At 71.1% G+C, this 25,684-nt stretch carries 25 protein-coding genes; 5 read left to right on the forward strand and 20 right to left on the reverse strand.

Going from position 1 to position 25,684, the window contains the following annotated elements:
* Window positions 1-16: 16 nt before the first annotated feature.
* The 7 genes from ACZ7L6_RS19870 to ACZ7L6_RS19900 form a co-directional block, all read right to left on the reverse strand.
* Window positions 17-1,045, reverse strand: coding sequence for an SDR family oxidoreductase (locus ACZ7L6_RS19870; RefSeq protein ID WP_471925543.1), 1,029 nt, complete (start codon window positions 1,043-1,045; stop codon window positions 17-19).
* A gap of 84 nt (window positions 1,046-1,129) precedes the next feature.
* A complete protein-coding gene (locus ACZ7L6_RS19875) occupies window positions 1,130-1,690 on the reverse strand; it encodes a winged helix-turn-helix domain-containing protein (RefSeq protein ID WP_471925545.1) in 561 nt (186 codons plus the stop codon).
* 270 nt (window positions 1,691-1,960) lie between these two features.
* Window positions 1,961-2,884: a DUF6891 domain-containing protein gene (locus tag ACZ7L6_RS19880; protein ID WP_471925547.1), complete on the reverse strand. Its 924-nt coding sequence runs from the start codon at window positions 2,882-2,884 to the stop codon at window positions 1,961-1,963.
* A 100-nt stretch (window positions 2,885-2,984) separates the two neighbouring features.
* A complete protein-coding gene (glnII, locus tag ACZ7L6_RS19885) occupies window positions 2,985-4,016 on the reverse strand; it encodes a glutamine synthetase (protein WP_471925549.1) in 1,032 nt (343 codons plus the stop codon).
* 351 nt (window positions 4,017-4,367) lie between these two features.
* Window positions 4,368-5,078, reverse strand: a complete 711-nt coding sequence (locus tag ACZ7L6_RS19890) for an RlpA-like double-psi beta-barrel domain-containing protein (RefSeq protein ID WP_471925551.1) — start codon at window positions 5,076-5,078, stop codon at window positions 4,368-4,370.
* A gap of 96 nt (window positions 5,079-5,174) precedes the next feature.
* On the reverse strand, window positions 5,175-6,014 hold the full coding sequence (locus ACZ7L6_RS19895) for a hypothetical protein (RefSeq protein WP_471925553.1): 840 nt from the start codon (window positions 6,012-6,014) through the stop codon (window positions 5,175-5,177).
* Window positions 6,015-6,072: 58 nt separating this feature from the next.
* Window positions 6,073-6,432: an arsenate reductase family protein gene (locus tag ACZ7L6_RS19900; protein WP_433039253.1), complete on the reverse strand. Its 360-nt coding sequence runs from the start codon at window positions 6,430-6,432 to the stop codon at window positions 6,073-6,075.
* Between the two features lie 231 nt (window positions 6,433-6,663).
* On the opposite strand from ACZ7L6_RS19900, the gene ACZ7L6_RS19905 reads away from it, so the two are divergent.
* Window positions 6,664-6,990, forward strand: a complete 327-nt coding sequence (locus ACZ7L6_RS19905; RefSeq protein WP_471925555.1) for a hypothetical protein — start codon at window positions 6,664-6,666, stop codon at window positions 6,988-6,990.
* A gap of 156 nt (window positions 6,991-7,146) precedes the next feature.
* Here ACZ7L6_RS19905 and ACZ7L6_RS19910 read toward each other — a convergent pair whose 3' ends face one another.
* Both ACZ7L6_RS19910 and ACZ7L6_RS19915 read right to left on the reverse strand, forming a co-directional pair.
* Window positions 7,147-8,331: a winged helix DNA-binding domain-containing protein gene (locus ACZ7L6_RS19910; protein WP_471925557.1), complete on the reverse strand. Its 1,185-nt coding sequence runs from the start codon at window positions 8,329-8,331 to the stop codon at window positions 7,147-7,149.
* A 271-nt stretch (window positions 8,332-8,602) separates the two neighbouring features.
* Window positions 8,603-10,249: an alpha/beta fold hydrolase gene (locus ACZ7L6_RS19915; RefSeq protein ID WP_471925559.1), complete on the reverse strand. Its 1,647-nt coding sequence runs from the start codon at window positions 10,247-10,249 to the stop codon at window positions 8,603-8,605.
* A 261-nt stretch (window positions 10,250-10,510) separates the two neighbouring features.
* Between ACZ7L6_RS19915 and ACZ7L6_RS19920 the strand changes: the two genes are divergently transcribed.
* On the forward strand, window positions 10,511-10,798 hold the full coding sequence (locus ACZ7L6_RS19920) for a hypothetical protein (RefSeq protein ID WP_471925561.1): 288 nt from the start codon (window positions 10,511-10,513) through the stop codon (window positions 10,796-10,798).
* 32 nt (window positions 10,799-10,830) lie between these two features.
* Here ACZ7L6_RS19920 and pspAB read toward each other — a convergent pair whose 3' ends face one another.
* The 4 genes from pspAB to glnA form a co-directional block, all read right to left on the reverse strand.
* Window positions 10,831-11,415, reverse strand: coding sequence for a PspA-associated protein PspAB (pspAB, locus tag ACZ7L6_RS19925; RefSeq protein WP_471925563.1), 585 nt, complete (start codon window positions 11,413-11,415; stop codon window positions 10,831-10,833).
* A 2-nt stretch (window positions 11,416-11,417) separates the two neighbouring features.
* Window positions 11,418-12,335, reverse strand: a complete 918-nt coding sequence (htpX, locus tag ACZ7L6_RS19930; RefSeq protein WP_471925565.1) for a zinc metalloprotease HtpX — start codon at window positions 12,333-12,335, stop codon at window positions 11,418-11,420.
* 133 nt (window positions 12,336-12,468) lie between these two features.
* Complete coding sequence (locus ACZ7L6_RS19935) at window positions 12,469-12,735, reverse strand: SCO2583/SCO2584 N-terminal domain-containing protein (protein ID WP_471925567.1); 267 nt, start codon at window positions 12,733-12,735, stop codon at window positions 12,469-12,471.
* A 122-nt stretch (window positions 12,736-12,857) separates the two neighbouring features.
* Window positions 12,858-14,267, reverse strand: coding sequence for a type I glutamate--ammonia ligase (glnA, locus tag ACZ7L6_RS19940; RefSeq protein ID WP_471925569.1), 1,410 nt, complete (start codon window positions 14,265-14,267; stop codon window positions 12,858-12,860).
* A gap of 200 nt (window positions 14,268-14,467) precedes the next feature.
* Between glnA and ACZ7L6_RS19945 the strand changes: the two genes are divergently transcribed.
* On the forward strand, window positions 14,468-14,935 hold the full coding sequence (locus ACZ7L6_RS19945; protein WP_471925571.1) for an RDD family protein: 468 nt from the start codon (window positions 14,468-14,470) through the stop codon (window positions 14,933-14,935).
* A gap of 151 nt (window positions 14,936-15,086) precedes the next feature.
* Here the strand turns inward: ACZ7L6_RS19945 and ACZ7L6_RS19950 are convergent, their stop codons facing one another.
* The 4 genes from ACZ7L6_RS19950 to lipB all read right to left on the reverse strand — a co-directional run bounded on the left by ACZ7L6_RS19950 (window position 15,087) and on the right by lipB (window position 18,442).
* On the reverse strand, window positions 15,087-15,788 hold the full coding sequence (locus ACZ7L6_RS19950; protein ID WP_471925573.1) for a DUF4191 domain-containing protein: 702 nt from the start codon (window positions 15,786-15,788) through the stop codon (window positions 15,087-15,089).
* Between the two features lie 46 nt (window positions 15,789-15,834).
* Complete coding sequence (locus ACZ7L6_RS19955) at window positions 15,835-16,035, reverse strand: SCO2195 family GlnR-regulated protein (protein WP_433039243.1); 201 nt, start codon at window positions 16,033-16,035, stop codon at window positions 15,835-15,837.
* A gap of 281 nt (window positions 16,036-16,316) precedes the next feature.
* Entirely contained in the window at window positions 16,317-17,282 is a 966-nt protein-coding gene (lipA, locus tag ACZ7L6_RS19960; protein WP_471925575.1) for a lipoyl synthase, read from the reverse strand.
* Between the two features lie 359 nt (window positions 17,283-17,641).
* Complete coding sequence (lipB, locus tag ACZ7L6_RS19965; RefSeq protein ID WP_471925577.1) at window positions 17,642-18,442, reverse strand: lipoyl(octanoyl) transferase LipB; 801 nt, start codon at window positions 18,440-18,442, stop codon at window positions 17,642-17,644.
* Window positions 18,443-18,721: 279 nt separating this feature from the next.
* Here lipB and ACZ7L6_RS19970 point away from each other — a divergent pair, with 279 nt between their 5' ends.
* Entirely contained in the window at window positions 18,722-20,158 is a 1,437-nt protein-coding gene (locus ACZ7L6_RS19970; protein ID WP_471925579.1) for a regulator, read from the forward strand.
* Between the two features lie 128 nt (window positions 20,159-20,286).
* Here ACZ7L6_RS19970 and ACZ7L6_RS19975 read toward each other — a convergent pair whose 3' ends face one another.
* Both ACZ7L6_RS19975 and ACZ7L6_RS19980 read right to left on the reverse strand, forming a co-directional pair.
* The gene (locus ACZ7L6_RS19975; protein ID WP_471925581.1) at window positions 20,287-21,669 is read right to left on the reverse strand and encodes an NAD(P)/FAD-dependent oxidoreductase; all 1,383 of its coding nucleotides are present in this window, start codon (window positions 21,667-21,669) and stop codon (window positions 20,287-20,289) included.
* Window positions 21,670-21,891: 222 nt separating this feature from the next.
* Window positions 21,892-22,797 carry a TIGR01777 family oxidoreductase gene (locus tag ACZ7L6_RS19980; RefSeq protein ID WP_471925583.1) on the reverse strand — a complete coding sequence of 302 codons (906 nt, stop codon included), beginning with the start codon at window positions 22,795-22,797 and terminating at the stop codon, window positions 21,892-21,894.
* Window positions 22,798-22,882: 85 nt separating this feature from the next.
* On the opposite strand from ACZ7L6_RS19980, the gene ACZ7L6_RS19985 reads away from it, so the two are divergent.
* Window positions 22,883-23,383 (forward strand): GNAT family N-acetyltransferase, encoded by a 501-nt coding sequence (locus ACZ7L6_RS19985; RefSeq protein ID WP_471925585.1) that lies wholly within the window; start codon window positions 22,883-22,885, stop codon window positions 23,381-23,383.
* A 32-nt stretch (window positions 23,384-23,415) separates the two neighbouring features.
* Here ACZ7L6_RS19985 and ACZ7L6_RS19990 read toward each other — a convergent pair whose 3' ends face one another.
* The gene (locus tag ACZ7L6_RS19990) at window positions 23,416-24,600 is read right to left on the reverse strand and encodes a MarP family serine protease (RefSeq protein ID WP_471925587.1); all 1,185 of its coding nucleotides are present in this window, start codon (window positions 24,598-24,600) and stop codon (window positions 23,416-23,418) included.
* Window positions 24,601-25,684: the final 1,084 nt, after the last annotated feature.

The raw sequence follows: 25,684 nt of genomic DNA on the forward strand, positions 1-25,684 counted from the left end.
GGGCCGGGCCCCCGGATCAGGGGGTGGTGTCAGGTACACCCTGCCCGGTCGCCGCGAGGACCTTCGCCTCCACCTCCGCATCGAGCCCCTTCGGCGTCCGGTCCGGCCGCATGGGTGCCGTACCGCCGATGTCCTGGAGCCACCGCCAGGTGTCGGCGACGGTCTCCTCGACCGGCCGGCAGCGCAGCCCGGTCGCGACGGCCCTGGAGACGTCCGCGGCGTGCAGGGCGTCGTGCATGTCGCTGCCCGGCGGCACCCACACCGGCAGCTGGGTCCATGGCTCGATGCCCGCGTCCAGGATCACCTCGGGTTCGGTCCAGCGCAGCTCGGCGGTACCGCCGACGGTGGCCACGCAGGCGTCCAGCAACTCGCCCATGGTGGTGTGCCCTTGGGGACTCATCAGGTTGTACGGCCCGCTCAGCTCCTGCTCCACCGCGCCCAGGATCCACTCCGCGAGGTCGCGGATGTCGACGTACTGGAGGGCGAGATCACGCGGGCCCGGCGCCAGCACCGGCCCGCCGCGCGCGATCCGGGTCAGCCACCAGGGCAGCCGGCCCACGTTCTCGTACGGGCCGAGGAGCAGCCCCGCCCGCACGAGCACCGAGTGCTCCGCCCCGAACTCCTCGACCGCGGCCAGCTCGCCGCCCCGCTTGTCGCGCAGGTAGTCGGTGTGGTCGGCACCGGCCTCGGCGCCCTCGACCAGCGGCGCGTCCTCGGCGTACCCGGCGGGCGGTGCCCACGCGTACACCGAGCAGCTCGACACGTACACATACCGTCCGGCGCGGCCCCGCAGCAGCCGCGCCGCGTCCCGCACCGCGTAGGGCGCCGCCGACCAGGTGTCGACGACGGCGTCCCACGCGCCGGGGTCCTCGGCGAGAGCGGCGAGCCCGTCGGCCGCGGTGCGGTCACCCTGCAGCAACCGCACCCCGGCGGGGGGCTCGTGCCGCCCCCGGTTGAAGACTGTCACGTCCCAGCCGCGCCCGAGCGCCGCCTCCACGACGGCCCGCCCCGCGAACTCCGTACCACCCAGCACCAGAAGTCTCATGCCACCGACTCTGCCTGGTGCGGGCGCGGGACGGAACAGGACTCTGCCGTCGGCAGAAGGGGTACGAGAGCGCGGCCGGGCCGGTCAGCGCCCGGTCGGCGGGGCGTACTTGTACCCCACCCGCCGCACGGTCCGGATCGTCTCCCGGTGCTCGGCGCCCAGCTTGCGGCGCAGCCGGGCGATGTGGACGTCGACGGTACGGCCGTCGCCCACATGCCCGTACCCCCACACCGTGGTGACCAGCTGGTCGCGCGTGTGCACCCGGTGCGGGTTGGCCACCAGATGGGCGAGCAGCTCGAACTCCAGGTAGGTCAGGTCGAGTTCACGCCCGTCGACCGCGGCGGTGCGCCGCACGGTGTCGACGGTGACGAGCGGGTCGCCGACGGTGTCACGGGCCGGGCCCGGGACCTGCACCGGCGGCTGCTGGTCGGCCGGGACGAGCACCAGGTAGCCGATCATCGGCGGCTGCCCCGGCAGCGTGGGCAGGGAGTGCTGGGGAGCGGGCAGCCAGGTGGCACCCGGCGGCAGGAGGCCCGCGACGTCGATCACCTCGTCCCGGTCCACGGCACGCAGATGATGCCGTGAACCGTTAGGGGCGGGGGAGTTGAGCGTGGCGGCGGTGGAGAGAGGACGAGTGGTCGCCATGAGAGGTCAGCTCTTTCGCGCGAGAAGTCCGTTGGATGCCGGACGTGGACGTGGGAAGACGTACGTCGTTTTCGCGCTGGCCGGAGGCCGGGAGGGTACGGCTTTACAGGGCCCGCGCGTTCACCGCGCGGCAACACACCCGGTCGAAGTCGTGGTGCTGACGGGAAGGCCAGAAGGGCTCGAGGTCATGGCGACCTGTCGCGGAGTACTTCTGGAAGCTGGCCATGCCCCCATTGAAGCAGACCCCCGCCCCGGAGGGGACCCTTCGTCTCATCCTTCCAGCCGTTTCTCCCAGGTCAACGGCGTGACGTTGATCGCTTTGCCCGGGGAACCGTCCCACTCCGTGGACAGCCCGGCACCGGCGAGCGCGGCGACGACCTCGTGCCCGACGGCGGTGGTGGTCTCCTCGGAGCCGTCGAACCCGCCGTAGTACAGGCTGAGTCCGTACCCGTCGGCGGCGTGCTCCGTGCCCTGCTGGTGGAAGAAGACGAACCCCCGCGCGTCCTCGCGTTCCGCACCGATCTCCGCCATGCCGCAGCCTCGGCAACAGGTGAAGTTCTCCCGGGCGGTGATGCCGACGGTTTCCAGCGCGTCGAAGGCGCTGGTGAGCCGCTCCGGATCGGTGACGCCCTCCCACGCCTCCTGCTCGCCGAGCCGCTCCAGCCACAGCCGGTCCACGAGCTGCCACGCCTGAGCCTTGGACACCGGTCGCTCGTCCCCCTCGACGAGGAAGTCCTCGGCGATGTCGGCGAGCTCCTTGCGGCTGTCGTACCCGCAGCGCAGCCGCACCCTGACGCGTTCCTCGACCTTCTCCCGTATGCCCTCCGGCAGCTCGGGCACTTCCTCCTCGGGGCCCAGGTCGATCGGCTCCCACGACACGCCCGCATCCCAGCCCGGGTCCTGCCGTGCCCAGCCGCTCATGAGCGCCGCGACCTGTGCGGCGTCGGTGAGATCCGTGCCGTGGAAGCCGTCCTCGCCCAGCCGGTGCTCCAGGCGGTAGTCCCCGCCCTCCTCGTGCCACACCTGCGCGAACACATCGGGCAGGTCCGGTATCCGCTGTGCCACCAGCCAGCGGTCCCCGGGCTCCCCGAGCCGCAGCACCAGCTCCCGCAGCTGCTCCTCGGGCATCCGCACATACGTCTCGCCGTACTCCGTCTCGACCTTGACGGCGAGACGGCCCCCGTTGATCTCCATGCCCCCACGATGACACGCCCCACTGACAATGCCGTCGCCGCACGGCGAAGGGGGCGCCCACCGGACCGGTGGACGCCCCCTTCAAGGAGCCCTGGGCGGATCAGACCTGGCCGGCCTTCTCCAGCGCGGAGCAGCAGGTGTCGACGAGCAGACGCGTCACGACGTACGGGTCGACGTTGGCGTTCGGACGGCGGTCCTCGATGTAGCCCTTGCCGTCCTTCTCGACCTGCCACGGGATACGGACCGAGGCGCCACGGTTGGAGACACCGTAGGAGTACTCGTTCCACGGGGCGGTCTCGTGCAGACCGGTCAGGCGGTCGTCGATGCCGGCGCCGTAGTTCTTGACGTGGTCGAGCGGCTTGGAGCCCTCACCGAGCGACTCGCACGCGGTGATGATCGCGTCGTAGCCCTCGCGCATCGCCTTCGTGGAGAAGTTGGTGTGCGCACCGGCGCCGTTCCAGTCGCCCTTCACCGGCTTCGGGTCCAGCGTCGCGGAGACGCCGAAGTCCTCGGCGGTGCGGTACAGCAGCCAGCGGGCGATCCACAGCTGGTCGGAGACCTCCAGCGGGGCCAGCGGGCCGACCTGGAACTCCCACTGGCCGGGCATGACCTCGGCGTTGATGCCGGAGAGGCCGAGACCGGCGGCGAGGCAGTTGTCCAGGTGGGCCTCGACGACCTCACGGCCGAAGATCTCGTCGGCGCCGACACCGCAGTAGTAGCCGCCCTGCGGGGCCGGGAAGCCGCCCTTGGGGAATCCGAGCGGGTAGCCGTCCTGGAAGAAGGTGTACTCCTGCTCGATGCCGAAGATCGGCTCCTGGGCGGCGAACTTCTCCGCCACCTCGACGAGCGCGGCACGGGTGTTGGTGGCGTGCGGGGTGAGGTCGATGTTCAGGACCTCGCACAGCACGAGCACGTCGTCGCCGCCGCGGATCGGGTCCGGGCAGGTGAAGACCGGCTTGAGCACACAGTCCGAGGCGTGGCCCTCGGCCTGGTTGGTGGAGGACCCGTCGAAGCCCCAGATCGGCAGGGCGTCCAGACCGGCGGGCTCGCCCGCGATGATCTTGGTCTTGGAACGCAGCTTGGCCGTCGGCTCGGTGCCGTCGATCCAGATGTACTCAGCCTTGAAGGTCACGGGCCACATCCTTCGGGGGTGGGTCTAGGCGCACTTGCGGGTGCTGCGGCGCTGCGGCACTGAGGCGCCGCTCTTGATGCCCGCGAGCCTGTCAACAGGCGATTTCCCGGTCATTGCTCGAATGTGAACCCCGTGTTACCTGGTGGTGGTGTGGCGCGACTCACGCTGTGAGCGGCCGTACAAAGTCGATACGGCGACATCCGGCGCCGCGGGGCAGTGCGGTCCGGTGGCTCGTATGCGATGGGAATGGGCCGGCGACGGGAATGTGTCCGCGAGGGAACGCGTCGGTCCTGCCGCCCGTGGCCGCGGGCGGCAGGACCTCATGACACGTACGGCGTGGTTACCCCGCCATCACCCCACCTTCTCGATCACCGCGCGGCGGATCAGGAACTTGCCGGGCTCCCGCACCTGCTCGAAGGCGGCGTTGTTGAGCAGCACACAGCTGCCGGAGACGGACGTGACCTCCACCGTCGTGGACTTGTTGTTGTCCAGGTTGGTGACCTTCAGCTTCGTCCCGGCCGGGAACTGGTTGCTGGACGCGGCAGGAGCCCCGCCCTCACCGGAGAGCGTCACGGTGGACCCGTTGCAGACCTGCTGGCCGGAAGCCGCGGCACCGCCGCCGGCCTCGTTTCCCGCGGACGCGCTCTGCGACGGCGCGGCACCCCCGGCCTGCTCGCCAGCCTGCTCGCCGCCCTGCTGTCCCGCCTGCTGACCACCCTGCGCCGGCTGCGAAGCCTGGGAGCCCTGAGCCGACTCCCCAACCGCGCACCCGGACGCTTCCTGCTGCTTCTTGATCTGCTCGATGACGGCCTCGCGGTTGGCGATCCGCGCCTGCGACTGTGCGTCGGGATTGGCCTTCTGGCCGTCGATGAACTTCTGGTTGTTGCCGAGAGCGGTGGCGAGACCCTGGCAGACGCTCGAGTCCGCGGCCGACAGGGTCTTCGGACTCTGCGAGGCGTTCGAGGTGCTCGCCATGGCGAAGGCCCCACCGCCCGCCACCGCCGCCGCGGTCACGAACAACGCGAGCTTCTTCTTCGTGCTGAGACTTCTCCTACGCGACATGCGCGCCTCCTGAGAGGTAGGGGAGCGTACGCCGGTATGTACGAGATACCGAACGAAGTTACTCAGCGGTTACAGGAGTCACTTAAGTAACCTGCGTCACACGTCCTTTCCCTCCTCGTACGCCGCCACCGTGTCGTTGACGTACGACAGAAGGCCCTCGGTCTGCCGGGTGATCGCGGCCTCCTCGGTCTCCGCGCCGTCGCCCCACTGTCCGTTGGCGAACACCACCGAGCGGACGGTCATCACCCGGCGGAAGACCCCCGCGGAGCCGGGCGGCACGGTCGGCAGCCCCGCCTCCGGGGGTGGGTCGAGCGAGACCACCTGATACGTCACCGGGTCCATCGAGGCCATCATGAACACCCGGGAGGCGTCCTCGACGCGCGCGAAGCTCAGCACGGTGACGGTCACCTGCGAACGCCGGTCGGCGTCCGTGAACAGGGCGGCGGTCAGTCTGGAGCAGGGCTCGCCCTGTTCGATCAGCTCGGCCAGCTGCGACGACATTCCGCGGGTGCAGTCCGTGGTCGTCGCCAGGTCCACGCGCGTGTAACGGGAGCCGTCCTTCAGGCGCACGCTCTTCTGGGGAAACGCCTGCTCCGGGCGGATCACGGGCCGTGCGAGCAGGGACGGGAGAGCGGTCGGCGCGTCGGAGGGCATGTTGACGTCGACGGTGGGAACGGGTGTGTCGGACACGGCCGTCGGGGCCGGTGAGCTCGCCTCGGGGTCGCCGTCCCCGCCCCTGTACATGGCCGCACCGGCGGCGATGGCCGCGACGAGGACGACGCCCGTCCCGGCGGCCACCGCGCGCCGGGTCCGCCGTCGTCGGCGTATCCGCTCCTGCTCGGCCACCCACTGGGCGTGCGGGTCGGGCTGCTGCCCGTAGGGCACGTACGGAGGGGGCTGCTGCCCGTACGGCATTCCTTGATCACCGAAGCTCATGGCGGCGGAGGGTAACACCGCGCACCGCCCCGGCACCCGCCGCCCGACAAACCCTCAACTACCGGGACAGAGCGTCCCGTACGGCCTCCTCGGTGCGGGCGACGACCGCCGTGCCGTCATCGGCGGTGATGATGGGGCGCTGGATGAGCTTCGGGTGCTCGGCGAGAGCCTTGATCCAACGGTCGCGTTCCGAGGCGTCCCGCGCCCACTCCTTGAGCCCCAGCTCCTTGGCGGCGGCCTCCTGGGTGCGCGTGATGTCCCAGGGTTCTAGTCCGAGCCGTTCGAGTACGTCCCGGATCTCGTCCTCGGTGGGCACCTCCTCCAGGTAGCGGCGGACGGTGTAGTCGGCGCCCTCGGCGTCGAGGAGCGTGAGCGCGCTGCGGCACTTGGAGCAGGCCGGGTTGATCCAGATTTCCATGCCGCACACGTTAGCCCGTGGGGGCGTTGTTCGATTTTGACGCCGCCTCACGCGTACCTGGCGGAGCTGGTGTGACAGGGCGCCAAATACCTTTCTCACCTGGATATTTGCTGGGCCTCGCGGGCTCCCTGATTGTCAGTGGGGGCCGGTAAACTGGGAGCAGTGTTCGAGGGAATCGCCGAAGACGCCGAAGTCTCCGGCGAGCGCCCTGACCGCGACAGGAGGATGCCTGTGCCCGCTGCCGCACTGAAGCCGAAGCCGACCCGTAAGCCGCTGCCCACCCAGTCCACCGCGAAGCACCCGGTCCTGCTGGACCTGCCGTACGCGCCCGTGGAGAAGCGGCCGCTGCCGCCGGGCCGTCCGCGCGAGTGGTACGTGACCCACAACCGCCGCCTCAAGGCCATGCGCCTTGCGATCGCACTGCTCGACTCGGGCGTCTACATGCCGAACCAGGCGCGCAACGAGACGATACGGAGCACCGCCGAGATGATCGGGGTTCATCCGCCGTCGGAGACGACGTGCCACATGGTGCGGGCGTTCATGCGTTACTCGCGATAGCCGTGGCGCCGGGTGCCGTCTGTCACTGGGCACCCGGCGTTGTCGTTGCCGTTGTCCGGGGGCTGCCGCCCCCAGACCCCCGCTTCGGCCCTCAAGGGGCCTTGTCCTCAAACGCCGGACGGGCTGGTTCTACTGGACCGGGGTCCGCAAGCCCCCTCACCCCGACAACTCCCGCTCCAGCGGCGTCCGGAACCGTGGCGTCACCCGCGTCGACCCCACCCACCCCCGCAACCGCTCCGCCTCCGCAGCGATCGCCGCCTCCGCGTCCCGCCCGACGCCCTCGGAGTCGAGCAGCCGCCACACGATCTCCCCGTCCGGCCGCTGGGCCCAACCGCCCACCACACGCCCGTTCCACCACACCGTCGGCCCCACATTGCCGCTGCGGTCGAACAGCGACGGCCACAGTTCCGGCGCCAGATACCACTCCCGCCGCTGCCATCCCATCGCCGTGGGGTCGAGAGCGGGCAGCAGCGCCGCCCACGGCTCCTTGGGCTCAACCACCGGATCGACGTCGTCGTCGACCACGTATCCCGTCCCCTCGTCGAGGGACACGGCCTGCGCGTGGATCGCCGCGAGCGCCCGGCGGACCTCGGTGACCCGCCACCCCGTCCACCACTTCAGGTCGGCCTCCGTCGCCGGTCCGCACACCGCGAGCCAGCGCCGCAGCAGCTGCGCCTGTGCCCCGGCCACGTCCAGCTCCGGGTGCTCGGGGGCCGGCGCCCACCGGAACTGCGAGGACGTCCAGGAGCCCAGCGGCCGCCCCCGCACCACCTTCCCCTCGACGCCCAGCACCCGCAGCAGGCGCGTCGAGACGGTGTGCACGCCCTCGTAGCTCTTCCCGGCCGCGTACACGAACTGCTCACGCAACCGCGGCTCCTCCTCGGCGAGTTCGGCCGCCGTGGCCTGCCCGCGCCGGGCCAGCGCGGCCACCGCCGACTCCTCGACCTCCGCCAGCCATGCCGCGTCCGGCGCCCCCGCCTTCGCCATGTCCTTGACCAGCGAGGCCCGCTCCCGGGCGGCGACCGCGAGGCCGGTCGATGCGTGAACGACGGCCGTCAGCTCGGTGGGGAACACGAACACCGTGTGCCGCATGCCGTGCATGCGCACCAGCGCCCGGTCCTCGTACAGCGCCCGCTCGGTCCGGGCGACGGTCTGCGCGGACTCCGCCAGCCGCGCGCCCACGGCCAGGTACACGGTCGCCGGATCGCTGCCGTGCAACGCGACCAGCGACTCGGCGACCTCCACCGGCCCGGCGGCCCGCGCCACCCCGGCCAGCCGATGCCGCAACCCCAACCGAGCCCGCCGCTCCGCCACCCCGACGTACCGCACCCCGTCACCCATCCCGGCCTCCACCCGTCCCACCGTCCCGCCGTCGCCTCATCCCTGACCGCATCCTCCCGGACACCACTGACAATGGCCCGCCGTCGCGGCGACCAGCGGTTCCGTCAGCCGATAGCCGGGTCGGGCATTCGCACGGCGCTCGTCGCTGATCGCATCCTCCCGGACGCCACTGACACTCGCTCCCCGCCGAGGCGGCCACGGGTCCCGTCATCCGATCGTCGGGTCTTCCGCCGTACGACTCCGGCGGGGCCGGCGCGGCTCCCCGGCCCCGTCAGCCGTACCGCTCCAGCAGTCCGCCGACATACGCCGTCAACCGCTCGCCCAGTACCTGAGGTGTCAGATCCGTCCGCCCCAGCTCACGCCACGGCCCCGCGAGCTTCGCGGCATCGGGGGAGTAGGCGAGGGCGTCGAGCAGTCGCCAGTACAGGTGGTCGCCGGTGTCGGCGAGGCGGCGTCCGCCGTGTGCCTCGTACCGGTCGCGGAAGCCGAGCCCGTGCTCCGGGCCGTGCAGGAGTGCCAGTGCCGTGGAGCAGTGGGCGACGTCGAGGTCGGCCGGGCCCCATGACGTCTCCACCCAGTCGACGACGCCGCTGATCCGCAGCTCCGCGCCCGCGCCGCTGAACAGCACGTTACCGGGGTGGTAGTCCCGATGCAGGAAGCAGCCGTCATAGGCAGGGGGCTCGGCGCGGATCACGTCCACGGCCCGTTCCCAGAGCGCGCCGCCCGGCGTCCGCACCCGGTCGGGGGACGTCCACGCCTGGTACGTCCGCGGGCGCTCCTGCGGTACGACCCGGTGGATCCAGGCGAGCTGAGCCGCGAGGAGGTCCAGGCGACGGTCCAGTTCCTCCTCGTCGACCCGCACCCGGCCCGGCAGCAGGGACATCAGCAGCGACGGGTGGTCGCAGTGCTCGGCGGTGGCGTCCACGGCGATCAACCGCGGGGCGGGAATGTGGTCGTGGGCGGCGAGCAAGGTGAGGATCGACGCCTCGCGGCTCAGCAGGCCGGGTGCGTGCCCGCGGAAGAAGGGCTTTACGAACGTACGCAGCGCGAGCTCCGTGCCGTCGTCGAGGGTGAGCCGCCGCATCTGCGAGCTCCACCCGCCCTTCGCGAAGGCGGTGCGGGCGACCGTCCGCCCCTCGGGGAGCTGCTTGGCCAGCCACGACCGGGTGGCCGTCCACCCCTGGTCACCCAGGCCGGTCAGCATCGCCGTCACGAACTCCCGCCGGTCCTCGGCGTGTTCCTGGAACCACAGCCCCAGCATGTGCTCCGCGTCCGGTACGTCGAAGCGGCTGAACTGCGCGCGGGCGGCCAGCGCGTCCTGCACCGCCTCCGTGACGGCCGGCGGGATGACCGCGTCCGTCCCCGGCACCGCGAGCACCGCCCGCCCCTCGTACGCCCGCAATACGTCCAGCGCGGGTGCCGCACGCCAGCCGTCCGGCCGGCGGATGATCTCGCTGAACCGCCCGTCCCCCTCCCCGAAGGGGACGTCCCAGGCCTCCCGCGCGTAGACGGCCGGCGCGCACAGGCCCACCGCCGCCACCCGTGCCCCGTAGTGCCCGACGAGGTCCGCCACGGTCTGTCCGCTCATGCTGAAGCCGACCAGAATCAGCGGACCGCCGTCCGGCACGTGTGCGTCGATGACCGCGACCGCCTGCTCGAAGCGCCGCCGCAGGCTCAACTCCCGCAACTCGCTGGTGCTTTCGCCGTGGCCCGAGAAGTCGAACGCCAGCCCGCGGCAGCCGCGTGCCACGAACTCCGCCAGCAGGGGCACCGACCGCTCCTTGCTGCCGTTGCCCGCCCCGTGCAGCAGCACGACGGTGGCCGATTCCCGTCCGCCGCCGTCATCGCCGTACACCCCGCTGAGCAGTTCACCGTCGCAGGCGTATGTGAAAGAGGAGAGCTCGGTCATGCGCCCCATTCACGCACACAACTCGGGCCCCGGGAAAAGGAGATGCACGCCGCGTGACCGGCTCCCTACCCTGGACACGCGTAACGGAGCAGTTCACGCCGCTTCTCGCAGGGCAGGCGTCACCCTGCGGACTCGGGGCTACTCTCTACGCACCGACGGACGGTCGCCCATCCCCCAGCGCCCCGTCGGGACATCGGTCACCGCTCATCGATCACGTTCATCGATCACCGCTCGAGATCCAGAAACAACCCACGCTCACGGAGGCCCGTGATGGGCACCATCGTCATGTCCGGGACTGTCGTCCTGGTGATCCTTGGATTCGGAAACCACGTCTACTGGCTGGCCGCCGTCGCCGTGCTGTTCCTGTACCTGCAGTACGGCCGGGGCTCCTCCGCGACGGGCGGCGGAGCCGGGGGAGGGTCCTCGTCGGGAGGGCCCATGCCCGCGGACTACCGCGCCTACCGCGACCGCCGTGACATGCAGGCCAAGTGGGAGCGCCGCTACCGCCGAGAGCGTCCCCTGGAGGCCCGTCGTCAGGAGCGCGAGAAGAGCAAGTGAGGCTGGCCCCGCTGGTAACCGGGTGCCTCCGGTCACAGGCCGGGGGCACCCCAGACCGGGAACCAGCGGTTCAGGTCCTGCTCGATCCGCAGGTCGTTCGTGAGGGCGGCCTTCACCCGCAGTTCCAGCGGGTTGTCGCGCCGTTCCGCCCTGCCGGGCAGCGGCGCGAAGGGAAAGAAGGTACCGCGTTTGTAGAGGTAGACGAGGGCGAGCCGCCTGCCCCCGTCGTCCTCGAAGCCGGCCAGGGAGCACAGAAGCTGCGGGCCGAAGCCGTTGACCTCCATCGCGCTGTTCACCGCGTGCAGATCGTTGACCAGCTCCGGCAACTGCTCGGGGGTGCGCCGGGAGACCAGCCACGAGTAGCCGTAGCCGTCCCGGGTCAGCTCCACCGGCCGGCCCTCGCGCTCGGCGTCCGCGTCGAGCAGCGCCTGGACCTCGCGGTGCGTCTGCTCGAAGGCCGCGCCCTCGACCGCGGCGAAGCACACCGCCCCGCTCCCGGTCGGCCGGAAGCCGGCCGCCGCCTCCAGCGTCACCGCCGCCGACGGCAGCGCGAAGAGCTGGTCGAGATCGGGCGCGACCGGTTTCGTACGACCGAGCAGAATGTCCAGCAACCCCATGCTCACGCCCCTCCGGGAGCCGTCGCCTCGCCCAACTCGGCGGAGATCCGCCCCAGTTGGTCGAGCCGCTGCTCAAGGCTCGGGTGGGTCGAGAAGAGGTGCGCGATGCCGGGCTCGCGGCCCAGTGCCGGAGTGAAGTAGAAGGCGTTGAAGGCCTGCGCGGTCCGCAGGTCCTTGGTCGGGATCCGGGCGATGTCGCCGGAGACCTTCGTGAGCGCCGACGCCAGCACCGAGGGCCGCCCGGTGAGCAGGGCCGCGGCCCGGTCGGCGGCCAGCTCCCGGTACCGGGACAGGGCCCGGATCAGCAGGAAGCTGATCGCGTACACGGCCGCCGACACGCCCATCACGGCGGCGAAGACGACGGCGGTGTTCTGGTCCCGGCGTCCGCCGCCGAACAGCTGCGAGTAGAAGGCGAACCGCACGATCAGCCCCGCGATCACGCCGAGGAACGAGGCGACCGTGATCACGGCGACGTCCTTGTGCGCCACATGGGACAGCTCGTGCGCGAGCACCCCCTCCAGCTCGTCCGGCTCCAGCCGGCGCAGCAGCCCGGTGGTCACACAGACGACGGCATGATCGGGATTCCGCCCGGTGGCGAACGCGTTCGGCATATCCATGTCCGACACGGCGACCACGGGCTTCGGCATGTCGGCGAGGGCGGACAACCGGTCGACGACCCCGTGCAGCTCGGGATACTCCTCCCGCTCCACGACCCGGCCGCGCATCGCGAAGAGCGCGACCCGGTCGGAGAACCAGTACTGGGCCCCCAGCAGTCCGGCCGCCACGACCACGACCAGCACCCAGGACTTCAGCAGCACGATCAACGCGGCGACGAACCCCACGTACAGCAAACCGAGGAGAAAAAGCGTGACGCCCATGCGGGCGGTCAACCGCCGATCACTCCTGAAGCGGCTCTGCATCTCGCATCACCCCGCGCACTCAGGCACTCGTCCCACTGCCCAGTGTGCACCCGGCGACGCCCATGAACGGGTTGTGATCGACCCTAGGACCAGCAAAGGCCACGGGCTCAGTGCGGGGTCCCAGTACGTGGTCTCAGTACGTACGGAAGTTGATGTAGCCCAGCAGCACGATCACCCCCGCGACGCAGCCCAGGACGATCGCCGTGGACACCCAGCTCGAGCGCCGCTGCCGCCGCGCCACATGATCGGGCTCGGCCCGGAACGGCACCGGACCGGGCGGGTTCTCCTTCCAGCGCGCGGCGAGCATACGGGCCCGGGCCGAGGGCTCCTTGTGCTCGGCGTTGTCCGCCCACTTCAGGTCGAACTCGTGCTCCTGGTCGTCGTGTTCGCGCTCGGGCATGTCCCGTCCACCCCCGTGTGGTCTCATCAGCAGCAGAATAGAACATACGCCCGCGCCCCCGCTGTCGGTACAACAGCGGGGGCGCGGGCGTAAGCCTCGGCGCGAGACCGGTCAGGTGCCGATCACACGTCGAAGTAGAGCTCGAACTCGTGCGGGTGCGGACGAAGCTGCAGCGGCGCGATCTCGTTCGTGCGCTTGTAGTCGATCCACGTCTCGATCAGGTCCGGCGTGAACACGTCGCCCTGGAGGAGGAACTCGTGGTCGGCCTCGAGGGAGTCGAGGACGGCCGGGAGGGAGGTCGGGACCTGGGCGACGTTCGCGTGCTCCTCGGGAGCCAGCTCGTACAGGTCCTTGTCGATCGGCTCGGCCGGCTCGATCTTGTTCTTGATGCCGTCCAGGCCGGCCAGCAGCAGGGCCGAGAAGGCCAGGTACGGGTTTCCGGAGGAGTCGGGCGCGCGGAACTCGACGCGCTTGGCCTTCGGGTTCGAACCCGTGATCGGGATACGCATCGCGGCGGAGCGGTTGCGCTGCGAGTACACCAGGTTGATCGGCGCCTCGAAGCCCGGCACCAGACGGTGGTACGAGTTCACCGTCGGGTTGGTGAAGGCGAGCAGCGACGGGGCGTGCCTGAGGATGCCGCCGATGTAGTAGCGGGCGGTGTCCGACAGGCCCGCGTAGCCGGCCTCGTCGTAGAAGAGCGGCTGGCCGCCGGTCCACAGCGACTGGTGGACGTGCATGCCCGAGCCGTTGTCACCGAAGATCGGCTTCGGCATGAAGGTCGCCGTCTTGCCGTTGCGCCAGGCGACGTTCTTCACGATGTACTTGAAGAGCTGGAGGTCGTCGGCCGCGGCGAGCAGCGTGTTGAACTTGTAGTTGATCTCGGCCTGGCCGGCGGTGCCCACCTCGTGGTGCTGGCGCTCGACCTTCAGGCCGGCGGCCTCCAGCTCCAGGGAGATCTCGGCACGCAGGTCGGCGAAGTGGTCGACCGGCGGGACCGGGAAGTAGCCGCCCTTGTAGCGGACCTTGTAACCACGGTTGTCCTCGAGGGCACCGGTGTTCCAGGCGCCCGCCTCGGAGTCGATGTGGTAGAAGGACTCGTTCGACGACGTGGCGAAACGCACGCTGTCGAAGACGTAGAACTCGGCCTCCGGACCGAAGTACGCGGTGTCCGCGATACCGGTGGAGGCGAGGTAGGCCTCGGCCTTCTTCGCCACGTTGCGCGGGTCACGGGAGTACTGCTCGCCCGTGATCGGGTCGTGGATGAAGAAGTTGATGTTGAGGGTCTTGTCACGGCGGAACGGGTCGACCCGGGCGGTCGACAGGTCCGCGCGCAGCGCCATGTCGGACTCGTGAATGGCCTGGAAGCCACGGATCGACGATCCGTCGAAGGCGAGCTCCTCGTCCGGGTCGAACGCCTCGACGGGCACCGTGAAGTGCTGCATGACGCCCGGCAGGTCGCAGAACCGGACGTCGACGAACTTGACGTCCTCGTCCGCGATGAACTTCTTGGCCTCGTCGGCGTTCTGGAACATCCAGCTCCTCCTACTCCCAGCCGTTCCCGTGCCGGGGTGGTAGTTCGTTCGTGCGGCCAGTGCGGTGGCACACGCTGACCTCGACCCTAGGGACGGGTGATTTCTCGGGCGTGACCCATTTGTTTCGCACACGTTAACCGGACATCCCGTACCTCACCCCACCTGTCCACATCGCAAAACGGGCACAGTACGGTGGGCACGTGGACAAGAGGCAAGCAATCGGATCCTGGCTCTCGGGGCCCCGCGCGGCGGCCGAGGAAGCCGGTGTCGACTTTGGATACCGGGGTCAGCAGCTCGGTCTGCCGGAGGAGGGGCCGGGGTCGATCGCCCGCCCCGGACGACGGCTCGGTGCCATCGCCGTCGACTGGGGAATCGGCCTCTTGATCGCATACGGTCTTATCACCGACGGTTACGGCCAGGCGACCAGCAACTGGGCCCTGCTCGTCTTCTTCCTGATGAGCGCCCTGACCGTAGGCACCGTCGGCTTCACTCCGGGTAAGCGCCTCTTCGGGCTCCGCGTGGTCACCCTGGAGACCGGCACCGTCAACCCGCTGCGCGCCCTGCTGCGCACGGCCCTGCTGTGCCTCGCCATCCCTGCCCTGATCTGGGACCGCGACGGCCGCGGCCTGCACGACCGGCTGGCCGGCACGGTCGAGGTCCGGATCTGACGGCCGGCTTCTTCACATACGACGAAGGCCGGCCTCTTCGCATACGACGACGGGCCGACTTTCCCAAGCGACCAAGGGCCGGCTTCTTCGCATACGACGAAGGGGGCGCCCGGAGATGACTCCGGGCGCCCCCTTTCTCGTACGAGGGAGATCAGCGGGCCTTCGGGCCGCCCTTCGGCAGCTTCATGCCCTTGGGCATCGGTCCCTTGGGCAACGGCATGTTGCTCATCAGGTCGCCCAGGGCCCGCAGCCGGTCGTTGGTGGCGGTCACCTGGGGACCGGTCAGCACGCGCGGCAGCTTCAGCATGGTGGTCCGCAGCTTCTTCAGCTCGACCTGCCCCTCGCCCGTGCCGACGATCAGATCGTGCACCGGCACGTCCGCGACGATGCGGTTCATCTTCTTCTTCTCGGCGGCCAGCAGGCTCTTCACCCGGTTCGGGTTGCCCTCGGCGACCAGCACGATGCCGGCCTTGCCGACGGCCCGGTGGACCACGTCCTGGCTGCGGTTCATCGCCACCGCGGGGGTCGTCGTCCACCCCCGGCCGACATTGTCGAGCACGGCCGCGGCGGCGCCCGGCTGGCCCTCCATCTGCCCGAAGGCGGCCCGCTCGGCCCGGCGCCCGAACACGATCGCCGTCGCGAGGAAGGCGAGCAGGAGGCCCAGGATGCCGAGATAGATGGGGTGACCGATCAAGAAACCGATCGCGAGGAAGACACCGAAGGTGACGATTCCGACTGCCGCGAGTACAAGGCCGATCTTCTTGTCGGCCCTGCGGGTCATCTTGTAGGTCAGAGCGATCTGCTTCAGTCGCCCGGGGTTCGCAGCGTCCGCTGCCGTGTCCTTCCTCGCCATGCCACGAAGTCTACGTGGCCCCGGAGGCGCCGACGACGGCAGTGTCTCAGGGGCGGACGGAGGTGACCTGCTCCAGGACGCGCTGTGCCTCGACCCGGTCCTTGGCTCGGCGGCGGTCCTCCAGCACGGAGGTCCAGGCGTTGCGGCGGGCGGTGCGCTGGCCACTGCTCATGAGCAGGGACTCGACGGCACGGAGTGCAGTGGTGAAGGACGGGATGGCGGTGGCGCGAACCGGCGCGGCCTGCATGGTGGAGGTCCCCCCTCGGGATCGGCGGCTCGGGTGAGCGGTGCACAGGGTGTAAAACCAGTGTCACTGATTGGTGTTACCAGGGCGTGACCGACCGGTCAAACACCAATGAAGCCTTGATTCGTGCCGGGAAAACCTTGACGCGGCCCTGATGGCCTCCCCATCTGCGGGGACGCCCCAGGACCGCGTCACTCGGCACTACTGGGCGGTAAGCGCTTGTGCGCAGATTCACACGGGCCGATTGGCACTGGGTGCCATCGGAAGGGGGTACGCGGGAAAGCTCAGACGGCCTGCGAGGCGACGTATGTGCCTCGCTTCTCAATCGCCATCCGGTACAGCCGGCCGGCACGGTAGGACGACCGGACGAGCGGCCCGGACATCACCCCGGAGAAGCCGATCTGCTCGGCCTCCTCCTTCAGCTCCACGAACTCCTGCGGCTTGACCCAGCGCTCCACGGGGTGGTGGCGGACGGACGGGCGCAGGTACTGCGTGATGGTGACCAGCTCGCAGCCCGCGTCGTGCAGCTGCCGCAGCGCCTCGCTGACCTCCTCGCGGGTCTCGCCCATGCCGAGGATCAGGTTGGACTTGGTCACCAGGCCGAAGTCACGGGCGTCGGTGATGACCTTCAGGGAGCGCTCGTAGCGGAAGCCGGGGCGGATGCGCTTGAAGATCCGGGGCACCGTCTCGACGTTGTGCGCGAAGACCTCGGGGCGGGACTCGAAGACCTCGCGCAGCAACTCCGGTACGGCGTTGAAGTCCGGGGCGAGCAGCTCGACCTTGGTGTGGCCGCCCTCGCGCTGCGCGGTCTGCTGGTGGATCTGGCGGACCGTCTCCGCGTACAGCCAGGCACCGCCGTCCTCCAGGTCGTCGCGGGCGACGCCGGTGATGGTGGCGTAGTTCAGGTCCATGGTGACCACGGACTCGCCGACGCGGCGCGGCTCGTCGCGGTCGAGCGCCTCGGGCTTGCCGGTGTCGATCTGGCAGAAGTCGCAGCGCCGGGTGCACTGGTCGCCGCCGATGAGGAAGGTCGCCTCGCGGTCCTCCCAGCACTCGTAGATGTTGGGGCAGCCGGCTTCCTGGCAGACCGTGTGGAGGCCCTCGCTCTTCACGAGGTTCTGCATCTTCGTGTACTCGGGGCCCATTTTCGCCCGGGTCTTGATCCACTCGGGCTTGCGCTCGATGGGGGTCTGGCTGTTGCGGACCTCCAGGCGCAGCATCTTGCGTCCGTCGGGTGTGACTGCGGACACGTCGGCTCCCTGTAGCTTCGATTCTTCGGCGTACACCAGGGTACGCCCGTGCGTTGTGCGCCCCCGGGCTGGGCAACCTTGCGGAACGCGGGTGCATTCCTGCGCGGCCGTCTGCGTGGGCCTCGCCTTTTCCCGCCCCCGCCGCCCCTACCCGTCCCGTCCCTGGGGGCTGCCGCCCCCAGACCCCCGCTTCGGCCCTGAAGGGGCCTTGTCCTCAAACGCCGGACGGGCTGAATCCAGCCCCTCCGGCGTTTGAGGAGCGGGGGTCCAGGGGGCGGAGCCCCCTGGCGGGGTTGAAGGGGCGGAGCCCCTGGAGGATGGGACGGGTAGGGGCGGCGGGGGCGAGACACCCCGAGGAGTCAGGCGGCCGGGGTCTTCTCGATCTCCCGCGGCCTCAGGTCCGCGTTCTGCAGTACGTCCCGCAGGTGCCGCTCCACGACCGGCAGCACCTCGTCGATCGTGACGTCCCGGCCGAGCTCGCCCGCGAGGGAGGCGACGCCGGCGTCCCGGATGCCGCACGGGATGATCTTGTCGAACCACTTGTTGTCCGGGTTCACGTTCAGCGCGAAGCCGTGCATCGTCACGCCCTTCGCGACCCGGATCCCGATCGCCGCGATCTTGCGGTCCTCGCGCCGCTGGCCGGCGTTGGACGGCGCGTACTCCGGGCCGTTCAGGCGCGGGTCGAACTCCTCGTCCTGCAGCCGGGGGTCGAAGTCCAGAGACAGACCGCCGAGCGCCGGACGCTGCTCGACCGGGTCGCCCAGGACCCACACCCCGCTCCGGCCCTCCACGCGCGTGGTCTCCAGGCCGAACTCCGCGCAGGTGCGGATCAGGGCCTCCTCCAGGCGCCGTACGTGCGCCACGACGTCCACCGGACGCGGCAGCTTCTGGATGGGGTAGCCCACCAGCTGGCCCGGGCCGTGCCAGGTGATCTTGCCGCCGCGGTCCACGTCGATGACCGGCGTGCCGTCCAGGGGGCGCTCGTTGTCCGCCGTGCGCCGGCCCGCCGTGTACACCGGAGGGTGTTCGAGCAGCAGGACGGTGTCGGGGATCTCGTCCTCGAACCGCGCCGCGTGCACCCGGCGCTGCTCGTCCCACGCCTCCTGGTACTCGACGGCGTCCGCGCCGAATCCCATGCGGACGAACCGCAATTCACTCACGGCCAGCCTCCTTGGCAGCCCTGGAAGGTCGTAAGGCACAAAGCGTGCCCACGCCACTGTACGACCGGCTCGATCGGGTGACGCCTCCCGGCCCCGCGTCAGCCCGATACGGCAATCCTCACACGATCGGATGAATGGGTGGGGAAATGTGCGATCGGCTGCTTACTCTCCGCTACATTCGCGCCGTTCGAGAGGCCAAAAGGGCAGCTCACCGGCAATCCGGGCACTCGGCGGCCGAACTCGTCCGCGAGGCCCGAAAGGCAGGAGACCGCACCGCAGATGACGGAACGACCCGCGCAGCGCACTCCCAACCGCCAGCTCGCCGCGCTCATCGCAGAAGCGGGATTCTCCAACGCGGGTCTCGCCCGCCGGGTGGACCAGCTCGGCCTCGAACACGGGCTTGATCTCAGATACGACAAGACATCGGTCACCCGCTGGCTGCGCGGGCAGCAGCCGCGCGGCACGACCCCCGCCCTCATCGCCGAGGTCTTCACCCGCCGCCTCGGCCGCCGGCTCACCGCCCAGGACCTCGGCCTGGACGCCTGTGCGCCCGTGTACGCGGGCCTGGAGTTCGCCGCGACGCCCGAGGAGGCCGTCGACATCGTCAGCGGCCTGTGGCGCAAGGACTCCGGCAGCCACGCCGAGCTGCGCAAGATCGCCTTCACCCCGGCCGGTCTCGTCGTGCCCAGCCGGGACTGGCTGATCGGCCGCGCCGACGAGAAGGTCGCCCGCGGAGAGCCCGTCGCCCGCATCCCGGCCCAGGGCCGCGCCGCCGTACCCCGCCAGCGCGGCCAGGCCGAGCGCGGTCCCGGCCAGAAGGTCACCGGCGGCGACATCGCCGCGCTGCGCTCGGTCGGCGAGCTGTTCCGCTCCCTCGACGACATGTACGGCGGCGGCCACGCCCGGCAGGCCCTCGTGCGGTACCTGGAGCACGAGTGCGAGCCGATGCTGCGCGGCACCTACGGCGAACAGACCGGCCGCAAGCTGTTCGCGGCCGCCGCGGACCTGACGAGGCTCGCGGGCTGGACGTCGTACGACATCGCGGCGCACGGTCTCGCGCAGCGCTACTTCGTGCAGTCGCTGCGGCTCGCGCAGGCGGCGGGGGACCGGGCGTACGGCTCCTACGTCCTCGTCACGATGAGCCGCCAGGCCGTCTACCTCGGGCACGGCCGAGAGGCCGTCCAGCTCGCGCGTGTGGCCCAGCAGGGGGTGGGCACCAGCGCACCGCCGGTCGTCCAAGCCCTGCTGCACGCGTGCGAGGCGCGCGGGCACGGCGTACTGGGCGAGGTGCGCGCCTGCACGGCGTCCCTCGTGCGGGCCGAGCGCGCCCTCGAGGCCGCCCGGCCCGGTGATGACGTGCCGTACTGGGCGCGGTTCTTCGACGAGGCGCAGCTCGCCGACGAGTTCGGGCACTGCCACCGGGATCTGCAGCAGTTCCGGGCGGCGGCGCAGCATGCGGAGCGGGCGCTGCAGTTGCGCTCCGCTGTGTATGCCCGTAGCCGACTGTTCTGCCGGGTCGTCCTCGCCTCCGCGCGGCTTGGTCTCGGGGAGCTCGATCAGGCCTGTGCGCTGGGCGCCGAAGCCGCCGGGCAGGCCGCGGAGATGCGGTCCGTGCGGGCCGTTGAGTACGTCAAGGACTTCGAGCGGAGGTTGGAGCCGTATCGGGATGCGGCGCCGGTGCGGGGGTATCGGGACAAGGTGGCGGCGCTGGGGTAGGGGGCTCGCCGTAGCTCCGACTCGTGTATGCCTGGTGCGGCTTCGTTGTGGCTTGTCGTGCCCCCGCGGCGGAGCCGCATATCGATACAGCCCCGCGCCCCTGAGGGGGCGCGGGTGTCCCGGCGCGCTCAGGCTGCCGCTCGTAACGGTTCCGCCCTGTGCATGGACCCCGCCGCGCCCAGATCCGTCAGGATCGCCGTCGCCGCGCGGTGGGCCGAGTGGAGGGCTCCCTGGACCGTGCTGGTGTCCCGGTGGTCGCCGCAGACGTACAGGCCCGCCAGCAGGCGTACCGGGCGCCGTAGGTCGTGCGGTGGGCGCATCGCGGGGACGGCTTCTGGGGTGTGGTGAACGGCGAGGGTTTCCCAGCGGGCCGTGGAGGTGCCGTAGAGGCGGGACAGGTGCATGCGTACGGCCGTGTCGATGTCGGGCGGCGGTGTGCCCAGGACCGTCGAGGAGATCAGCGCCCGGCCCGCGGGTGCGCGGGTCGGGTCGACCTCGCTGGTCACCGCCGTGTGGGCGACCGGGCCCCCGCGGTCGGCGTCGAGCAGCAGGGAGGCGCCGGTCGCCGGTGGTTCGTCCGTCGTGTGGTGGACGACCGTCACCGGGTGGAAGTCCGGTACGCGCAGCCCCGGCAGCAGGTCGGCGGCGGTCCGTGCGTCCGTCGCCAGCAGGACGGCCCGGCACCGTATCTCGCCGTGCTCCGCGGTGGTCACCGACGTCGTGGCGACCGACGTGACCCGCACGCCGGTGTGCACGGTGCCCGGCGGCAACGCCCGCGCGAGCAGCTCCGGCAGCGCCTCGGCGCCGCCCTCGGGCACGCACAGCCGCCCGCTCGCGAAGGCGCGCAGGGCGAGATCGGCGCACCGGCTGGACGTCGTCAGCTCCGGGTCGCACAGCAGAGCGGCGAGCAGCGGCCGTAGGAAGCTGTCGATCGTGCGCACGGGGACGCCCCGCGCCGCGAGGGCCTGTGCGGCGGGCAACTCCGGGCGGGCCAGCAGCCGTTCGACGGGCGCGGAGGCGAGGCGGGCGAGCGCGGCGCCGAGCCGGGCCTGGTCGACGGCGGTGCCGAGCGGAGCGCCCGCGCGCACCCTCGGTATGGACGTCTGCCCCGGAACCGCCCGCGCGGACGCCGCCCGAGGGGCGCTCGCCAGGGCGCGTACGGCGTGCAGTGCGCCCCTTGCGCGCCTCGCGCTTGTCGGGTTCGCCACCGCGCCCGCGCGATGCCGGCGTCCGTCGCTGTGCAGCAGTACGCCTGGCGCGAAGGGGCTCAGCGCCAGTGCGTCGAGGCCTGGAGTCAGGCGTAGTTCGGGGTACGACGTCGACAGGAGTTGCCCGATCCTGTCGAGCCGGAACCCGTCGACCTTCTCGGTCGACATGCGGCCGCCCGCGTAAGGGGCGGCCTCCAGTACCGCGGTTGTTACTCCTGCGCTGGTCAGCCGATGCGCCGCGGAGAGTCCGGCGACCCCGGCTCCCACGATGACGACGTCCGCCTGGTACGCGGGCTCAAGCACGTGCCCCTCCTCGAGGTTGCGCGGCCGGTGGAGACGTCATGCCCCCAACAGGCTCCGGGGATACCCGAGTTCGGCACGAGGTTAGGGCCGTGATCGGTCAGGAACAGTCGCGCATCGACAGAGCACGGTCGCACGGTGGTCGCATACGGACACCGTGCGGGGCCTTCCTTTACCTCGCTCCGAGCCGCCCTTTACCCGCTACCGCAATTCCCGCTGCCCGCATTACCCGGCAGCCGCCCGGATCGCCTCCTCGATCTCCGGGAACGCGAAGGTGAATCCCGACTCCAGCAGCCGCGTGGGCAGCACCCGTTGGCTGCCGAGGACGTCCCCCGCCATCTCGCCGAGCACCGCCCGCAGTACCGGTGCGGGAACCGTGAGGAGTGTCGGCCGGTGCAGTACGCGCCCCATGGCCTCGGTGATCTCACGGTTCGTCAGCGGCTGCGGCGCGGTCACGTTGAACGGCCCCGAGAGGCCGTCGGTGTCGATCAGATGCCGGATCGCCGCGACCTCGTCGTGCAGCGAGACGAACGACCAGTACTGCCGCCCGTCCCCCATGCGGCCGCCGAGCCCGGCCTTGAACAGCGGGAACAGCCGCCCCCAGGCTCCGCCGTGCCGGGCCACCACCAGCCCCGTGCGCGGGAACACCGTCCGGACGCCCGCCTCCTGCGCGGGTGCCGCGGCCCCTTCCCACTCCACCACCAGCGAGGGCAGAAAGCCCTCCCCGGGCGGCGCGCTCTCGTCGACGGCGCGCTCGCCCGTCTCGCCGTAGTAGCCGATCGCGCTGCCGTTGACGAAGACCCGTGGCCGCTGCTCCGGCTTCAGCGAGGCGATCGCCTCCGCGAGTGCCGCCGTGCCGAGCACCCGGCCGCTCCGGAGCTTCGCCTTGTACGCCTCCGTCCAGCGGCGCGACCCCACGTTCGCCCCGGCCAGATTGACCACCGCGTCGCATCCGGCGAGCCCCGCCGCGTCCACGGCCCCGCCTTCCGGATCCCACCGCACCTCGTCCCGGGACCTGGGCGTACGGCGCACCAGCCGCACCACGTCGTGCCCGTCGGCCACCAGGGACCGGACGAGGGCGCTGCCGATGAGACCGGAGGAGCCGGCCACGGCAATTCTTGAAAGTTCCATGACTTCATCCTGCCTTCGACCACATAAAACCCCCGTCGACAAAACCCCCGTCGGATTTCGGGGCCGGGGTCTTAGGGTGGCGCTCATGCCCCAGCCCCACCAGTCGCCGTACATACGCGTCGCCCTGCCGGACGACGAGGAGGAACTGTCCCTCCTCGACCGCAGCACGTGGTCGACCCTGCACGCGGTCTCGCCGCAGCCGCGGCCGCCCTACCCGCCGTTCTTCGACGAGCGCCACGCCCCCGAGGACCACCTGGTCGCCGAACTGGACCGCCGCGTCGTCGGCTATGTCCGCCTCGGTTTCCCCACTCCGCTCGCGGCCAACGCGCATGTACGGCAGATCCAGGGCCTCGCCGTCGCCGACGAGGCGCGGGGCCGGGGCGTCGGGCGGGCGCTGATCCGGGCGGCGGTCGAGGAGGCCCGGCGCAGGGGTGCCCGCCGGCTCACGCTGCGCGTCCTCGGCCACAACGCCGCGGCCCGCAAGCTGTACGAGTCCGAGGGGTTCGTGGTGGAAGGAGTGCAGCCCGAGGAGTTCTTCCTGGGCGGGGAGTACGTGGACGACGTGCTCATGGGGCGCAGTCTCTGACGTTCCGTCAAGGGCCCTTCCGTCCGTCGCCTTCACGACGTGACGAGATCCCCCGTGTCCACCGGCGCCGTCGCGTTCGCCGCGCGCTCGGCGTCGGAGGCGACCTCGGCCGCCGTCAGGACGTAGCCGGTCTCGTCGTCGGAGGTGGAGCGGGCGAAGACGACGCCGAACACCTTGCCGTCGGTGGTCAGCAGCGGGCCGCCGGAGTTGCCGGGGCGGACGGTGGAGCGGATCGAGTAGATCTCGCGGGTGACGGTCTCGTCGTTGTAGATGTTCTGGCCCGTTGCTTGCACCCGGTTCGCGACCGTCGCCGCCTGGAGGTTCAGGTCGCCGTCCTCCGGGTAGCCCGCCACGACCGCAGAGTCGCCGCGGGTGGCGGCGTCGTCGAACCGCAGGACGGGGGCGCGCAGCTCGGGCACGTACAGCACGGCCACGTCCCGCTGCGGGTCGAAGAGCACCACCCGCGACTCGTACGACCGCCCGACGCCGCCGACCCGCACGCCGGGCTCGTCGATGCCGGCCACCACATGGGCGTTGGTCATCACGTGCCGCGGGGCGTAGACGAAGCCGCTGCCCTCGCGGCCCTGGGTGCCCGAGACGCCCTCGATCTTGACGGTGCTGAGCTTGGCGGCGTTCGTCGCGGCGGCGGTGACGCTGTCGCCGGTGGGCTTGGCGACCTCGGCCGTCGACTCGTTCTCGAACGGGTTGAAGACCTGTGGGAAGCCGGCCTGGGTGAGTGCGGAGGTGGCCCGTGAGAACCAGGCGGGTGTGGTGTCCGGCATCGCGTCCTGAACCGTCCCGAGCAGCCGGGAGTCCCGGATCGCGGACGACAGCAGCGGGGAGGAGGACGCGGCCAGGACACTCGCCGCCACCCACGCCACGATCAGCACGGCCACCGAGTTGGCCACGGCCCCGCCGACTCCGTCGGCCACCCTGAGCGGCCCCCGGTCCAGCTCCCTGCGCAGCCGCAGCGCCAGCCGCCCCGCCAGTTCGTGCACGACCACCGCCGGGACCAGCACCGTGAGCACCGCGGTCACGGTCGCCTGCGTCGTACCCGGTGTGACCAGGTCCATCATCCACGGCAGGATCCATACGCCGATCACCGCGCCGCCCACGAAACCGGCCAGCGAGACGCAGCCGGCCACCAGTCCACGCCGGTAGCCGGACGCCGCGTAGGCCAGGATCACCAGCAACAGCAGGATGTCGAGCAGGTCCACGGAGCCGCCTTTCTCTCGGACCCCTTAGTACGCGCGGGAGGCGCTCGTTGATCAGCACGCGCACGCGTGCCACCGGGAACGGCCACGCTGCGTACACATGGGGAAACGCCCCGGACCGGGACGATGGTTCCACCGGGTGGCACACCACACATCGCGGGCGGAGCGGATCCGTCGGACAGTGGGACCATGCGTGTCTTCCGACGGGTCACCCGAGGGGTCTTCCGGAGAACACGGGGGAGACGAAGACCACGTGCCGTACACATACCGTGGGCTGCGCGAATACCGGGGGTGGCACGGGACGGACCTGAGGCCGGGCATAAGCCCGGCGGGCGGCGAGTGGGAGACGCTGCGCGTGGCTCCGGCGGGGAGCGGGTGGAGGGGGCGGCGCGGGGAGCCGGGGACGACGCTGCGGGTGTTGACGGCGAGGCTGCGGGCGCGGGGAGTGCCCGTGGGTCGGAGCGCGACGCTGCGGGTGTTCAGGCTGCGTGTGGGCCGGGGCGCGAGGCTGCGGGTGCGGGGGGTACGCGGGCGGCGGATCCGTCGGGCGCAGAGAGGGTTCATGAGGCTGCACGTGATCGCGGCGCGGAGTGGGTGGCGGGGGCTGCCGGAGTAACCGGCGGCGCGGTGTCTGAGGCTGCGTGTGCGCTCGGGGCGGAGTGGGTGGGGAAGCTTGCGCTCGGGGGCGGCGAAGAGCAGGTGGAGGGAGCTGCGAGCGGGTCCGGCTGCGAGGCTGCGGGTGCGGGGAGTGGCCATGGGACCGGGCCGCAGCCCCCTGTCGGCCGGCCGCCACGAACCGAGCCGCAGCCCCCTGCCGGTCGGCAGTCCCGTGCCGCGGCGCAGGCCGGGGCGGCTGAGCCTTCCGGTATCGGCGCGGGGTCCGGCACCGCGTCGCAGCTCGGGGCGGGTGGGCCTTCGGGTTCCGGCGCGGAGCCCAGCGTCGCCTCGTGGTCAGGCGCGGGTGGGTCCTCCGGGACAGGTGCGCCGCACAGCGCGTCGCAGCTCGGGGCGGGTGGGCCTTCGGGTTCCGGCGCGGAGCCCAGCGTCGCCTCGTGGTCAGGCGCGGGTGGGTCCTCCGGGACAGGTG

It is taken from the genome of Streptomyces sp. NPDC107522, from assembly GCF_055657525.1.